This is a genomic window from Umezawaea sp., assembly GCF_057122925.1.
Map to the genome: position 1 here is coordinate 47,163 of NZ_DBNGPQ010000046.1, position 12,869 is coordinate 60,031.

11 protein-coding genes and 2 tRNA genes are annotated in these 12,869 nt (G+C 70.4%); 10 read left to right on the forward strand and 3 right to left on the reverse strand.

Features of this window, described 5'->3' with window-relative positions; translation table 11 throughout:
• Window positions 1–178: 178 nt before the first annotated feature.
• Both cimA and AC156L_RS08765 read left to right on the forward strand, forming a co-directional pair.
• Window positions 179–1,777, forward strand: a complete 1,599-nt coding sequence (gene cimA / locus AC156L_RS08760) for a citramalate synthase (RefSeq protein WP_330877248.1) — start codon at window positions 179–181, stop codon at window positions 1,775–1,777.
• Between the two features lie 10 nt (window positions 1,778–1,787).
• Window positions 1,788–2,561: a fumarylacetoacetate hydrolase family protein gene (locus tag AC156L_RS08765; protein WP_330877247.1), complete on the forward strand. Its 774-nt coding sequence runs from the start codon at window positions 1,788–1,790 to the stop codon at window positions 2,559–2,561.
• A gap of 270 nt (window positions 2,562–2,831) precedes the next feature.
• On the opposite strand, the gene AC156L_RS08770 is transcribed toward AC156L_RS08765, so the two are convergent.
• Window positions 2,832–4,079 (reverse strand): FAD-dependent oxidoreductase, encoded by a 1,248-nt coding sequence (locus AC156L_RS08770; RefSeq protein WP_330877246.1) that lies wholly within the window; start codon window positions 4,077–4,079, stop codon window positions 2,832–2,834.
• Between the two features lie 94 nt (window positions 4,080–4,173).
• Here AC156L_RS08770 and gltX point away from each other — a divergent pair, with 94 nt between their 5' ends.
• From gltX to AC156L_RS08790, 4 genes are all read left to right on the forward strand, one after another.
• Window positions 4,174–5,664, forward strand: a complete 1,491-nt coding sequence (gene gltX, locus AC156L_RS08775; protein WP_330877245.1) for a glutamate--tRNA ligase — start codon at window positions 4,174–4,176, stop codon at window positions 5,662–5,664.
• A gap of 158 nt (window positions 5,665–5,822) precedes the next feature.
• Window positions 5,823–6,506 (forward strand): HAD family hydrolase, encoded by a 684-nt coding sequence (locus AC156L_RS08780; RefSeq protein WP_330877257.1) that lies wholly within the window; start codon window positions 5,823–5,825, stop codon window positions 6,504–6,506.
• A gap of 143 nt (window positions 6,507–6,649) precedes the next feature.
• Window positions 6,650–6,721: transfer RNA gene (locus AC156L_RS08785), tRNA-Gln, on the forward strand.
• Between the two features lie 81 nt (window positions 6,722–6,802).
• A tRNA-Glu gene (locus AC156L_RS08790) sits at window positions 6,803–6,875 on the forward strand.
• Window positions 6,876–7,145: 270 nt separating this feature from the next.
• On the opposite strand, the gene AC156L_RS08795 is transcribed toward AC156L_RS08790, so the two are convergent.
• On the reverse strand, window positions 7,146–7,847 hold the full coding sequence (locus AC156L_RS08795; RefSeq protein ID WP_330877244.1) for an IclR family transcriptional regulator: 702 nt from the start codon (window positions 7,845–7,847) through the stop codon (window positions 7,146–7,148).
• Between the two features lie 99 nt (window positions 7,848–7,946).
• On the opposite strand from AC156L_RS08795, the gene leuC reads away from it, so the two are divergent.
• The 3 genes from leuC (at window position 7,947) to AC156L_RS08810 (ending at window position 10,904) form a co-directional block, all read left to right on the forward strand.
• On the forward strand, window positions 7,947–9,350 hold the full coding sequence (gene leuC, locus AC156L_RS08800; RefSeq protein ID WP_330877243.1) for a 3-isopropylmalate dehydratase large subunit: 1,404 nt from the start codon (window positions 7,947–7,949) through the stop codon (window positions 9,348–9,350).
• 18 nt (window positions 9,351–9,368) lie between these two features.
• A complete protein-coding gene (leuD, locus tag AC156L_RS08805; RefSeq protein ID WP_484406740.1) occupies window positions 9,369–9,971 on the forward strand; it encodes a 3-isopropylmalate dehydratase small subunit in 603 nt (200 codons plus the stop codon).
• Window positions 9,972–10,190: 219 nt separating this feature from the next.
• Window positions 10,191–10,904 carry an HU family DNA-binding protein gene (locus tag AC156L_RS08810; RefSeq protein ID WP_330883437.1) on the forward strand — a complete coding sequence of 238 codons (714 nt, stop codon included), beginning with the start codon at window positions 10,191–10,193 and terminating at the stop codon, window positions 10,902–10,904.
• Between the two features lie 199 nt (window positions 10,905–11,103).
• On the opposite strand, the gene AC156L_RS08815 is transcribed toward AC156L_RS08810, so the two are convergent.
• Window positions 11,104–11,451 carry a hypothetical protein gene (locus AC156L_RS08815; protein WP_330883435.1) on the reverse strand — a complete coding sequence of 116 codons (348 nt, stop codon included), beginning with the start codon at window positions 11,449–11,451 and terminating at the stop codon, window positions 11,104–11,106.
• Window positions 11,452–11,589: 138 nt separating this feature from the next.
• On the opposite strand from AC156L_RS08815, the gene AC156L_RS08820 reads away from it, so the two are divergent.
• Complete coding sequence (locus tag AC156L_RS08820) at window positions 11,590–12,342, forward strand: class I SAM-dependent methyltransferase (RefSeq protein ID WP_330883433.1); 753 nt, start codon at window positions 11,590–11,592, stop codon at window positions 12,340–12,342.
• The last annotated feature ends 527 nt before the right edge of the window (window positions 12,343–12,869 follow it).

The window sequence follows — 12,869 nt, forward strand, 5'->3', positions numbered from 1 at the left end:
GTACCGACGCCGAACCTGTGGCACCATCGCCGGGTGGCTCAGAACACCGTGATCATTATTGATGAGCGCGCCGGGTAGGTGCTTCCCCAGCACCCGGCGCGCTGACCTCTCGCATCCCGCGGGGGGTCTTTTTGTTTTCCGGACACCGCCACCCACCACCACTGGCCAGGAGAAACCCGTGAGCAGCCTCCCGCTCGGCGACACCTTCCACGTCTTCGACACCACGCTGCGGGACGGTGCGCAGCGCGAGGGCATCACGTACTCCGTGACGGACAAGCTGGCCGTCGCACGCCTGCTGGACGGCCTCGGCGTGGGGTTCGTGGAGGGCGGCTGGCCGGGTGCGATGCCGAAGGACACGGAGTTCTTCGCGCGGGCGGCGGCCGGGGAGCTGGAACTGCGGCACGCCAAGCTCGTCGCGTTCGGCGCCACCCGCAGGGCAGGCGTGAAGGCCCACGAGGACCCGCAGGTCAAGGCCCTGCTGGACGCGCGGACCGAGGTCGTCACGCTCGTGGCGAAGTCGGACCGCAGGCACGTGGAACTGGCCCTGCGCACGGACGTCGAGGAGAACTGCGCGATGGTCCGCGACACCGTGCGCCACCTGGTGGAGCACGGCAGGCGGGTCTTCGTCGACGCCGAGCACTTCTTCGACGGCTACGCCTACGACCCCGACTGCGCGCTGCGGGTCTTGCAGTCCGCGGTGGACGGTGGGGCGGACGTCGTCGTCCTGTGCGACACGAACGGCGGCCAGCTCCCGCTGGGGCTCGCCGAGACGGTCGAGCAGGTGATCTCCCGCACGGGATTCCGCGTCGGGATCCACTGCCAGGACGACACGTCCTGCGCGGTGGCGAACACCGTGGCGGCGGTGCAGGCGGGGGCGACCCACGTCCAGTGCACCGCGAACGGGTACGGCGAACGGGCGGGCAACGCCGACCTGTTCGCCGTCGTCGGGAACCTCGTGACCAAGCTCGGCCTTCCGGTGCTACCCACCGAATCGCTGGCCGAGCTCACCCGCGTCTCCCATGCCCTCGCCGAGATCGCGAACATCGCCCCCCACACCCACCAGGCGTACGTGGGGGCGTCGGCCTTCGCCCACAAGGCGGGACTGCACGCGAGCGCGATCAAGGTCGATCCGGAGCTGTACAACCACATCGATCCGGACACCGTCGGCAACGGCATGCGGGTACTGGTCACCGAGATGGCGGGCCGGGCGAGTCTCGAGCTCAAGGGACGTGAGTTCGGAATGGACCTGGCCCGTCGGCCCGAAGCGGTCACGAACGCCGTGCGCAGGGTGAAGGAGCTGGAGGCGCGGGGCTGGTCGTTCGAGGCCGCGGACGCCTCCCTCGAACTGCTGCTCCGCGGCGAGCTGTCCGAACTGGACGAGGCGCCGTTCCTGCTGGAGTCCTACCGGGTCGTGCTGGACCGGCGCCCGGACGGCGAGATCGTGTCCGAGGCCACGGTGAAGGTGCACGTGGCGGGCGAGCGGGTCATCGAGACGGCCGAGGGCAACGGGCCGGTGCACGCGCTGGACGCCGCGCTGCGCAAGGCGCTGCTGCCGCACCTGTCCTGGTTGGACAGTGTGGAGCTGTCCGACTACAAGGTGCGCATCCTCGCCGAGGACCCCGGCACGGACGCGGTCACCCGCGTGCTCGTGGAGTCGACCGACGGCGAGCGCACGTGGACGACGGTCGGCGTGCACGGCAACATCGTGGAGGCGAGCTGGCTGGCCCTCTGCGACGCTCTCGTGCACAAGGCGATGCGGGTGCGCGCCCTGGTTTAGGCTGGGTGTCGTGCGCATCGCCCGAATCGCCCAGCCCGATGGACTCGCCTTCGCCAAGATCGAGGGCGAGGGCGACGACCTGACGGCCGTCGAGATCAAGGACGAACCCTTCGGCGGCACGCCGACCCTCACGGGTCGGCGCTGGCCGCTGGCGGACGTCCGGCTGCTCGCCCCGTTCCTCCCGCCCAAGATCATCGGCGTCGGCCGCAACTACGCCGCGCACGCCGCCGAACTGGGCAACGAGGTCCCCGAGAACCCGCTGCTCTTCTTCAAGCCGAACACCGCGGTCATCGGCCCGAACGCCGAGATCAAGCTGCCCGCCGTCTCCGAGCGCGTCGACTTCGAGGGCGAGCTGGCCGTCGTGATCGGCATGGGCGGTCGCGACATCCCCGCCGCGCGCGCCCGGCAGTCGATCCTCGGCTACACGATCGCGAACGACGTGACCGCGCGCGACCTCCAGAAGGCCGACGTGCAGTTCACCCGCGCCAAGGGCTTCGACACGTTCTGCCCGCTCGGCCCGTGGGTGGAGACCGAGTTCGACCCCAGCGACGTCGCCATCCGCACCGAGCTGGACGGCGAGGTCGTGCAGGAGGGCCGGACCTCGCAGCTGATCTTCGACATCGGCGAGCTGATCGAGTACATCAGCGCGGTCATGACGCTCCGCCCGCTGGACGTCATCCTGACCGGCACCCCCGCGGGCGTCGGGCCGATGAAGGCGGGCCAGTCGGTGTCCGTGACCGTCGAGGGCCTCGGCACGCTGACCAACGCCGTGGCCAACCGCTAGGACGGTCACCGCGCCAGGTCGCTCAACTGGCGAAAGCCCACCCGCAAAGGTTTGCGCCGACCAGCGGGGCCGCGTTCGGCCTGAGCTGGTCGGCCCAACCTCGCGGGCGCGGGTACCGCGTTGCCGTACTCGCGGGTAACTTCCCCTGTTCCTCAGCGCGGACACGGTGGAATCGCACGTCCGGGCGATCCTCCGCGAGCTCTGCGCCAGGGACCGGGCCCACGCCGTGGCGATGGTGCTCGACGAGTCGGGCGCGGTGGAGCCGGGCGCCTAGGTCCGCTCGATCCTCGCGGGCTCCCGGCGGGCGAACGCGGGCGCGTGCTCGGGCCGCAGCCCGATGGCGACCGCGTACGCCGGAACGGCCTGGAGCGCGGGGAACCGCTGGAGCACGCGCAGCGGCAGGGGCGTGCCCGCGCCGCCGACGTCGACCTCCCCGTCGAGCGCGCGCCGCAGGAAGGCGTTCTGGACCACCCGCTGCACGGTCTGGGTGACGGCGGTCGGCAGCAGGCGCCTGCGCCGCACCTTCGCGAGTTCCGCGGGTGTGACCCGCCCGCGCCGCAGCGGCGCCGCGAGGAGCGTGGCGGCGGCGACCGCGTCCTGCACCGCCAGGTTGATGCCGACGCCGCCGATCGGCGACATGGCGTGCGCCGCGTCACCGATGCACAGCACCCCGTCGGCGTGCCAGCGGCGCAACCGGTCGAGCTTCACGTCGAGCAGCTTCACGTCGTCGAGCGAGGTGACCGCGTCCACCCGGTCGGCGAGCATCGGCACCAGCGCGACCACGCGGTCGCGGAACGACTGGACGCCCGCGTCGCGCAGCATCCGGTCCGAGCCCTTGCGGATCAGGAACGCGATCTGGAAGTAGTCGCCCCGGTCGAGCATGACCAGCCCGCTGCCCCTGCCGAACCGCCCCAGACCGCCCGCGGGGTCGTCCTCCCGGCGCGGCACGCGGAACCACCACACGTCCATCGGCGTGCCGAACGAGTGCACGGGCAGGCCCGCTTCCGCGCGCACCAGCGACCCGCGGCCGTCGGCGGCCACGACCAGGTCCGCGGCGATCTCGCCCTCGACGCCGTCCGCGGTGCGGTAGCGGACGCCGGTGACCTTCGAGCCCTGCCTGCGCAGCCCGGTGAACGCGGTGCCCATCCGCAGCGAGAAGGTCGGCTCCAGCCTGCCCGCGTCGGCCAGCAGGTCGAGGAAGTCCCACTGCGGCACGAACGCGATGTGCTTGTGCGGACCGGGCAGCCTCCTCAGGTCCGCCACGGTCGCGGGCCCGCTGTCCAGCAGCACCCGGATCCGCTCCAGGAGCTGGTGGGGGACCTCGGCGAACGCCGGGCCGAGCCCCAGTTCGTCCAGCAGCGTGAGCGTGGACGCGTGGACCGTGTCGCCCCGGAAGTCCCGCAGGAAGTCGGCGTGCTTCTCCAGCACGGTGACCTCCACGCCCGCCCTGGCGAGCAGCAGCCCCAGCACCATCCCGGCCGGTCCGCCCCCGACGACGACGCACGTGCTCCGTTCCATGACCCCTCATTTCAACGGTAGTTGAATAAGCTCAGGGTGCTCCCGCGGTACTCGTGCGGTCAAGGGGGAAACGGGCGGATACGCTGATCGGGCCATGAGCAACGCATCCGTAACCCCAGAGGTCCGCGTCCGCTTCTGCCCGTCGCCGACGGGTACGCCGCACGTCGGGCTGATCCGCACCGCCCTGTTCAACTGGGCTTTCGCCCGGCACAGCGGCGGCAAGGTCGTCTTCCGCGTCGAGGACACCGACGCCGCGCGCGACTCCGAGGAGTCGTACGAATCACTCCTGGAAGCCCTGCGCTGGCTGGGCCTCGACTGGGACGAGGGCCCCGAGGTCGGCGGCCCCCACGAGCCGTACCGGCAGAGCCTGCGGCGCTCGATCCACGAGGACGTGGCCAAGCGCCTGTTCGCCGCCGACGAGCTCTACGAGTCGTTCTCCACCAACGACGAGGTCGAGGCCCGGCGCAAGGCCGCGGGCCAGGACCCGAAGCTCGGCTACGACAACTTCGACCGCGACCTCACCGAGGAGCGGAAGGCCGCGTTCCGCGCCGAGGGCCGCGAACCCGTGCTGCGCCTGCGGATGCCCGACAGCGACATCACGTGGACCGACCTCGTCCGCGGCGAGATCACCTTCAAGGCGGGCAGCACGCCGGACCCGGTCATGGTGCGGGCCAACGGGGTTCCGCTCTACCCGTTCGTGAACCCGGTCGACGACGCGCTGATGGGGATCACCCACGTCCTGCGCGGCGAGGACCTCCTGCCGTCCACGCCCCGCCAGATCGGGCTGTACCAGGCGCTCCAGCGCATCGGCGTGACCGGGTTCACCCCCGAGTTCGGCCACCTGCCCACCGTGACGGGCGACGGCAACAAGAAGCTGTCCAAGCGGGACCCCCAGTCGAACCTGTTCCACTACCGCGATCTGGGCTTCCTGCCCGAGGGCCTGCTGAACTACCTCGCGCTGCTCGGCTGGTCCATCGCCGAGGACAACGACATCTTCAGCGTCGAGGAGATGTACGCGGCCTTCGACATCGCCAAGGTCAGCTCGAACCCCGCCCGCTTCGACCTCAAGAAGGCCGAGGCGATCAACGGGACGCACCTGCGCGCGCTGCCCGTCGAGCAGTTCACCAGCGCCGTGCTGCCCTACCTCGCGGCGGACGGCGTGCTGCCCGTCGAGCCGAGCACCGAGCAGGTCGCCACGCTGGCCGCCATCGCGCCGCTCGTCCAAGAACGACTCGGTCTGCTGTCCGAATGTTCGGAGATGGTCCGATTCCTGTTCGTGGCCGAGGAGGACTTCGCGCCGGAGCCCGCGTCCGCCGCCAAGGCCCTGGGTCCTGATGCCGAACCCGTGCTGCGTGCGGCGATCGACGCCCTCCGGGCCCTCGACGAGTGGACCACCGAGTCGATCCAGGACGCGCTCAAGACGTCCCTTGTGGACGGACTGGGCCTCAAGCCGAAGAAGGCGTTCGCCCCCGTGCGGGTCGCCGTCACCGGCCGGACGGTGTCGCCGCCGCTCTACGAATCCATGGAACTGCTGGGCGAGGATCGCTCGATCGGCCGATTGCTTCGTGCGCTCGGGGCAGCCTGACTGGTGCGTTCGGTGGCTCCAGCGGTGCTTGACCGTGCAAGAGTCACCAGATATCACCTCCTTAGCCGAATCGGCCGAGGGGTGATCGCACCTAGCCTCACGGGGTGACAACTGCGTCCCCGACTTTCACGCTCAAGAGAACCGGCGAAATCCGCGCAATCTCGCTCGACGTCGACGACACGCTCGTCGACTACAGCACCTCGTCTCGAGCCGCGTTGGCCTCGATGGTGGGTAACGCCGACGCGTGGACGTTGTGGCAGCGGATCACCGACGACCACTGCGCCAGGCTGCTGGCGGGAGAACTGCGGTACGAGACGATGCGGAACATCCGCACCCGTGCCTTCTTCGCCGCCCTCGGCGAGGACCTCGACCAGGCGGAGGCCACGCGTCGCGAGATGCGCCGCCAGGAGGTCCTCGCCGACGGCTGGAGCCTGTTCCCGGACGTCGTCCCCTGCTTGGAGTGGCTCCGCGCCACCGGCCTGCCCATCGCCGCCGTGAGCAACGCCTCCGGTCACCACCAGCGGGTCAAGATCGCCGCGCTGGGGCTCGCCGAGTACTTCGACACCGTGCTGATCGCGGGCGAGGTCGGCGCCGCGAAGCCGGACCGCATGATCTTCGACACCGCCTGCTCCGACCTCGGTGTCCCGCTCACCGAGACCGTGCACGTGGGCGACCGGCTGCACGCCGACGCCATCGGGGCGCGCGACGCCGGGATGCGCGGTGTGTGGCTCAACCGCCAGGGGCCCCGCGAGGGCGCGATGCCCGCGGGCATCAGCACCATCAGCACGCTCGCCGAGTTGCCCGAACTGCTCGTCTGCGAACTCTCCACCGCGCACGCCTGAACGGCTCCACACCGGCCCTCACCTCGCCCGATGGGTTGGGGTGGGGGCCGATTTCACTTCTGCGGCCACCGTGGTCTAGTATTCATCTCGTTGGAACGAGCGGCCCTCAGCGCGAAGAGCGGGAGAGCGGATCGGGAAAACATTGGGGTATGGTGTAATTGGCAGCACGGCTGATTCTGGTTCAGTCAGTCTAGGTTCGAGTCCTGGTACCCCAGCTGCAGAGTAGAAATCAGAGTCTGATACGCTACTCCCGCACCGAGCAAGACCGGTAAGTGCAAGACAATTGAATTACCTAGGGCCCCGTCGTCTAGCGGCCTAGGACGCCGCCCTCTCAAGGCGGTAGCGTGGGTTCGAATCCCATCGGGGCTACAGATTGAAAGATCCCCATACGCGGATAGCGCGTATGGGGATCTTTCGCTTTTGTTCTGGGCTCTCGCCCCAGACCCCGGGCAGGGCGGGCTTCGCCCTCCTGCGCCCCCGGTATGTGCAGGTGAGAAGTGTGCGCCGGGATCGTGGTGCCTACTCGGGTGCTGCTGGCGCCAAAGGCCGTGAGGTGGTGCTCACGGCCTTTGGTAAACGTGGCTGGTGGTGGGAGCGGGATTCTTGGGAGTCCCTCTTGGTGCTTCCTCGAGTTCTTGGTCAGAGGCGGGATTGCAACGCTTCCGCCGCTGCCAGTAGATCTGCTGCCCACCTCGCGCCGGGGCGTCTGCCCATGCGGTCTATCGGGCCCGATACCGAGATCGCCGCCACTACTTGGCCCGCGCTGTCCCTTACCGGGGCGCTGACGCTGGCCACGCCTGGTTCGCGTTCTGCGACGCTTTGGGCCCAGCCGCGGCGGCGGACCTCCAGGAGGGTGCGTTCGCCGTAGACGGCGTCCGCCAGGACCGAGCGTTGGGTGCCCGGATCGGACCACGCCGCCAGGACCTTCGCGCCCGAGCCTGCGGTCATGGGGAGCCTGGCGCCTATGGGGACGGTGTCCCGCAGGCCGCTGGGCGGTTCGGCCGCCGAGACGCAGATCCGTTGCATGCCGTCCCGGCGGTAGAGCTGGACGCTCTCACCGGTGATGTCGCGCAGGCGGGGCAGCACCGAGGCCGCCGCGTCGAGCAGGGGGTCGGTCGCGCCGCCCGCCAGTTCCGCCAGTGCCGCGCCTGGACGCCAGCGGCCGTCTGAGCCCCGTCGGAGGAGGCGGTGGACCTCCAGGCCCACTGCCAGGCGGTGTGCCGTCGCCCTGGGCAAGCCTGTTCGGTTGCAGAGTTCTGCCAGTCCACACGGATCCTTCGCGACGGCGTTCAACACGGCCACAGCCTTGTCCAGCACGCCGATCCCGCTATGCTGTCCCACAGCGCGATACTAACTTCCCGGTATCTGGGAAGTCCAGAAGTTATCGGGAGCCCCCGCTCCGGATGGAGCTCCCACCCACGGACCGATGGGGATGAAGCGATGGGCCGCACACTCGCGGAGAAGGTGTGGGAGGCGCACGTCGTGCGCCACGGAGACGGTGCTGAGCCGGACCTCCTCTACATCGACCTCCACCTGCTGCACGAAGTGACCAGTCCGCAGGCGTTCGACGGGCTGCGGCTCGCCGGGCGCGGGCTGCGGCGGGTCGACCTGACGATCGCGACCGAGGACCACAACGTCCCGACGGTCGACATCGACCAGCCGATCGCGGACCTCGTGTCGCGCACGCAGGTGGACACGCTGCGCGCGAACTGCGCCGAGTTCGGGGTGCGGCTGCACCCCATGGGCGACGTGGAGCAGGGCATCGTGCACGTCGTCGGGCCGCAGCTCGGGCTCACGCAGCCCGGCATGACGGTGGTGTGCGGCGACAGCCACACCTCCACGCACGGCGCGTTCGGCGCGCTCGCCTTCGGCATCGGCACGTCCGAGGTCGAGCACGTGATGGCGACGCAGACGTTGCCGCTGCGGCCGTTCAAGACCATGGCCATCACGGTCGACGGCGAGCTGCGCGAGGGGGTGACGGCGAAGGACGTGATCCTCGCGGTCATCGCGGAGATCGGCACCGGTGGCGGGCAGGGCTACGTGCTCGAATACCGGGGCGCGGCCATCGAGGCGCTGTCGGTGGAAGCCCGGATGACGGTGTGCAACATGTCCATCGAGGCTGGTGCGCGGGCCGGGATGATCGCACCGGACGAGGTGACGTTCGAGTACCTCAAGGGGCGTCCGCACGCTTCCGTTGGTGCCGAATGGGATGCCGCGGTCGAGTACTGGAAGACCCTGCGCACGGACGAGGACGCGGTCTTCGACCGCGAGGTCCACATCGACGCGAGCAGCCTGACCCCCTTCGTCACGTGGGGCACGAACCCCGGACAGGGGCTGCCGTTGAGCGCCTCCGTGCCGGACCCCGAGGCGATCGGCGACGACAACGAGCGGGTCGCGGCCGAGAAGGCGCTGACCTACATGGGCCTCGAACCGGGCACGCCGCTGCGGGACATCAGCGTGGACACGGTGTTCCTCGGGTCGTGCACGAACGGGCGCATCGAGGACCTCAGGGCCGCCGCGGCCGTGCTGCGCGGGCACCGGGTGGCCGACGGCGTGCGCATGCTCGTGGTGCCCGGCTCCATGCGCGTCCGGGCCCAGGCGGAATCCGAAGGGCTGCACGAGGTCTTCCTGGAGGCGGGTGCCGAGTGGCGCCAGGCGGGCTGTTCCATGTGCCTCGGCATGAACCCGGACCAGCTCAAACCCGGTGAGCGCAGCGCCTCCACGTCCAACCGGAACTTCGAGGGCAGGCAGGGCAAGGGCGGGCGCACCCACCTCGTCTCGCCGCTCGTGGCGGCCGCCACGGCCGTGCGCGGCACCCTCTCCTCCCCCGATGACCTGGCCTGAGAAGGGATCACGGACACCATGGACGCGTTCACCACCCACACCGGCGTCGGCGTGCCGCTGCGCAGGTCCAACGTGGACACCGACCAGATCATCCCGGCCGTCTACCTGAAGCGGGTCACCCGCACCGGGTTCGAGGACGGCCTGTTCGCCGCCTGGCGGGGTGACGAGCACTTCATCCTCAACCAGGAGCCGTTCAAGGCGGGCTCCGTGCTGGTCGCCGGCCCCGACTTCGGCACCGGGTCCTCCCGCGAGCACGCCGTCTGGGCGCTCATGGACTACGGCTTCCGGGTGGTGATCTCCTCCCGGTTCGCCGACATCTTCCGCGGCAACTCCGGCAAGCAGGGGCTCGTGGCCGCCGAGGTCGAGCAGTCGGACGTCGAGCTGCTCTGGAAGCTGCTGGAGACCGAGCCGGGCACCGAGGTGACCGTTGACCTGGTCGAGAAGACAGTTCGGGCAAAGGACTTCACCGCCGCCTTCCGGATCGACGACTACACCCGCTGGCGCCTGCTCGAGGGATTGGACGACATCGCCCTGACCCTGCGCCACGCCGATCTGATCGACGAGTTCGAGTCCCGCCGCCAAGGTTGGCTGCCCACCACGGATCCGCTTCCGGCCACCTGAGGTCGAGCCTCGGATTCCTCCCCGACGAGGGGGAATCCGAGGCCCCCGAGCCCCTCCCAAAGTGCCCCAGGAGGGGGTTTCTGTCCCTCGACAGAGCGCAATTGCCCACGCCACAACGAAAAATATGGCGTGGCGATTGGTATTTCCCTTCATATGGGCTTACCGTGGCCACCAGTCGGCCCGACTAATGGGCCGTAAGCGTCCTGGGAGGGACTGACGGTGAACAAGGCCCAGCTCATCGAGGCGCTCGCCGAGCGTCTTGGCGACAAGAAGAACGCCGCTGCTGCAGTGGACGGGCTCGTCGACGTGATCGTTCGCAGCGTCCACAAGGGCGAGAAGGTGAACATCACCGGGTTCGGCGTCTTCGAGAAGCGTGCCCGTGCGGCGCGCACCGCTCGCAACCCCCGCACCGGTGAGACCGTGAAGGTCAAGAAGACGAACGTGCCCGCGTTCCGCGCCGGTTCGACGTTCAAGGACGTCGTGAGCGGCGCGAAGAAGCTGCCGCGCGTCACCGCTGCCGCGAAGGCTCCGGCCGCTGCCGCGACGTCGACGCGTGCGGCTGCCGCCGCGAAGCCCGCCGCCGCCACCAAGGCGCCGGCGACCCGCAGCACCACGGCGCGGACGACGACCACCCGCACCGCGCGCAGCACCACCGCCCGCACGGCCGCCGCGGCGACCAAGGCGCCGGCGACCCGCAAGACCACCGCGGCAGCGGCGAAGCCCGCCGCCGTGAAGGCTCCTGCGGCCGCCAAGGCCCCCGCCAAGACGGCTGCCGCGAAGGCACCCGCGAAGACCGCTGCGGCGAAGCCCGCCGCAGCGCCCAAGAAGGCCCCCGCCGCCAAGACGACGGCTGCGGCCAAGGCCCCCGCCGCCACCAAGGCAGCGGCGAAGCCCGCCGCCGCCAAGAAGGCTCCGGCGGCCAAGAAGAAGTAGCACCACCTCCCCCTGAGCGGGGGAGCAGCACCAACGCCCAGGGCCCGATGCGGACGCGCATCGGGCCCTGGCGTTTGCTTCCGACCGCCTCCAGCAGCACGTCAGGCGTGTTTTCGGGGGTGTGCGGGGATCTTCGCGCACCCCGTCCAGGAGGGGCGGCCGAACCTCCTTGGTGGCCTGGAAGTCGGCCGGTCGAGCGTCAGCCGTACGAGGCCACGAGCCTGATCGGCCCCACCAGGGCGGCGTTGAACCCGTCCAGCTCCTCCGCGGGGATCCAGTACTCCAGCAGGTCCCGCCCGCCCGCCCGCCGCGGCTCGTAGCGGTCCAGGAACGCGGTCCTCACCTCGAACGCCGTGACGTGGCCTACTCCCTCGTGCGGCACGTTCCACTCCCGCGCGATCCTCGTCGCGTACGCCTCGCTGAGCACCGGGTAGAAGATGGGCTGCGCGGGCAACCTGGGCGGCCACGCCGTCCAGCCGGACTCGGCGACCAGGTCCAGCTCCGCCTGTCCGGTGGGGCGCCACAGGGTCGTCGTCTCCTCGGTCATGGGCGATATCGTGCCGTGATCGGGTCGGTGGGGCGACCGCTTTGCGCCCGCGCGGTACTTCCGCGGCACAGCCGCCATTCCCCGAACCCGCCGGGCAATTCCGTGGACGTCCCGCGCGCGGCGCGCGAGTCTGGTCGGGTGGAACTCGATGCGGGGCACAACCGGAAGGCGTGGGAAGCGGCGTCGCAGAAGCACGTGCGCGAGTACGACGAACTCCTGGAACAAGCTCGGAACGGGACTTCGCTGTTCCCGTGGGAACTCGAACTGCTGCGCCCGCTGGTGGAATCCGGCCCTTCCGTGGTGCACCTCCAGAGCGGCCACGGATTGGACGACATCGCACTCGTCGCCGCGGGAGCGAGGGGAGTGGTCGGGGTCGACTTCAGCCGCACCGCCGTTGTCTCAGCCCGACGGCGAGCCGTTGACCTTGGTGTTCCCTGTCACTACGTGGTGGGTGAACTGCCCGGTGCACCGCTGCGCTCCGGGTGCGCGGACGTCGTCTACACGGGGAAGGGCGCGTTGATCTGGATGCCCGACCTGGCCCGCTGGGCGGCCGACGTGGCCCGTCTGCTGCGGCCCGGTGGGCACCTGTTCCTCTACGAGGCCCATCCTGCGGTGCCACTGTGGACGTGGGACGCCGACGAGCCCCGGATCCGGGGGGACCGGGGGTACTTCGCGCGGGGGTTCGTCAACGACACGTTCCCCGGTCACGGGGCGGTGGAGGCGCAGGCGACGTTGGGGGAGGTCGTCACGGCGGTGGTGCGCGCCGGGTTGGAGGTGCGGGTGCTGGAGGAGTACGCGGAGCCGTTCTGGCGGGCCGGTGGGGTGGACGCGGCTGCGTGGCGGGGGCGGCTGCCGAACTCGTTCGCGCTGGTGGCCAGGAAGGGGATGTGACTCGGAAGGGGATGTGACTCGGCCTCGACTTCGTCATCGGGCTCGGGCGGGTGCCCCGCTGTCACCCCGCTCGCGCGAGGGCGCTGAGGATCGGGGCGCCGGTGGGGGAGGGGTGGGGAGGGTGAAGTGGGGAAGTGCGGCGGGGGTTCGGTTCGGTGGTGATGTGCGGTCGGCGGTCGGCGGTCGGCGGTCGGGCGGGTGAAGGGAAGGCACAAGGTGGGGAGTGCGGGGGGAGGTGCGGTGGGCGGTGCTTCCGCTGGGACAGTGGTGGGACGGCTGCCGTTGCCGCCCCAGGCGTGCGGGTGCCTCGGCTGCCTCGGCGGGCGGGCTTGAGCGCCTCTGCTGGCTGCTGCTGCGGGCGGGGCTTGAGCGCTGCTGCGCCGGTCGTCGGAGCAAGCGGGCCTTGGTGTTGCTGCGCTGGCTGCTGCTGCGGGCGGGCCTTGAGCGTCTTCTGGGCTGGCTGCGGAGCGTGCTGTCTGAGTGCCATCGGCGCTGGTGGCTGACCTGCTTGCGCGGTCGGTGCCAGC

What these genes read in the sequence shown, in the direction of transcription:
- AC156L_RS08770 (WP_330877246.1), bottom strand. Translation starts at nt 4,079, where the DNA reads ATGGAACGGAGCACGTGCGTCGTCGTCGGGGGCGGACCGGCCGGGATG.
- gltX (WP_330877245.1), top strand. Translation starts at nt 4,174, where the DNA reads ATGAGCAACGCATCCGTAACCCCAGAGGTCCGCGTCCGCTTCTGCCCG.
- leuC (WP_330877243.1), top strand. Translation starts at nt 7,947, where the DNA reads ATGGGCCGCACACTCGCGGAGAAGGTGTGGGAGGCGCACGTCGTGCGC.
- leuD (WP_484406740.1), top strand. Translation starts at nt 9,369, where the DNA reads ATGGACGCGTTCACCACCCACACCGGCGTCGGCGTGCCGCTGCGCAGG.
- AC156L_RS08815 (WP_330883435.1), bottom strand. Translation starts at nt 11,451, where the DNA reads ATGACCGAGGAGACGACGACCCTGTGGCGCCCCACCGGACAGGCGGAG.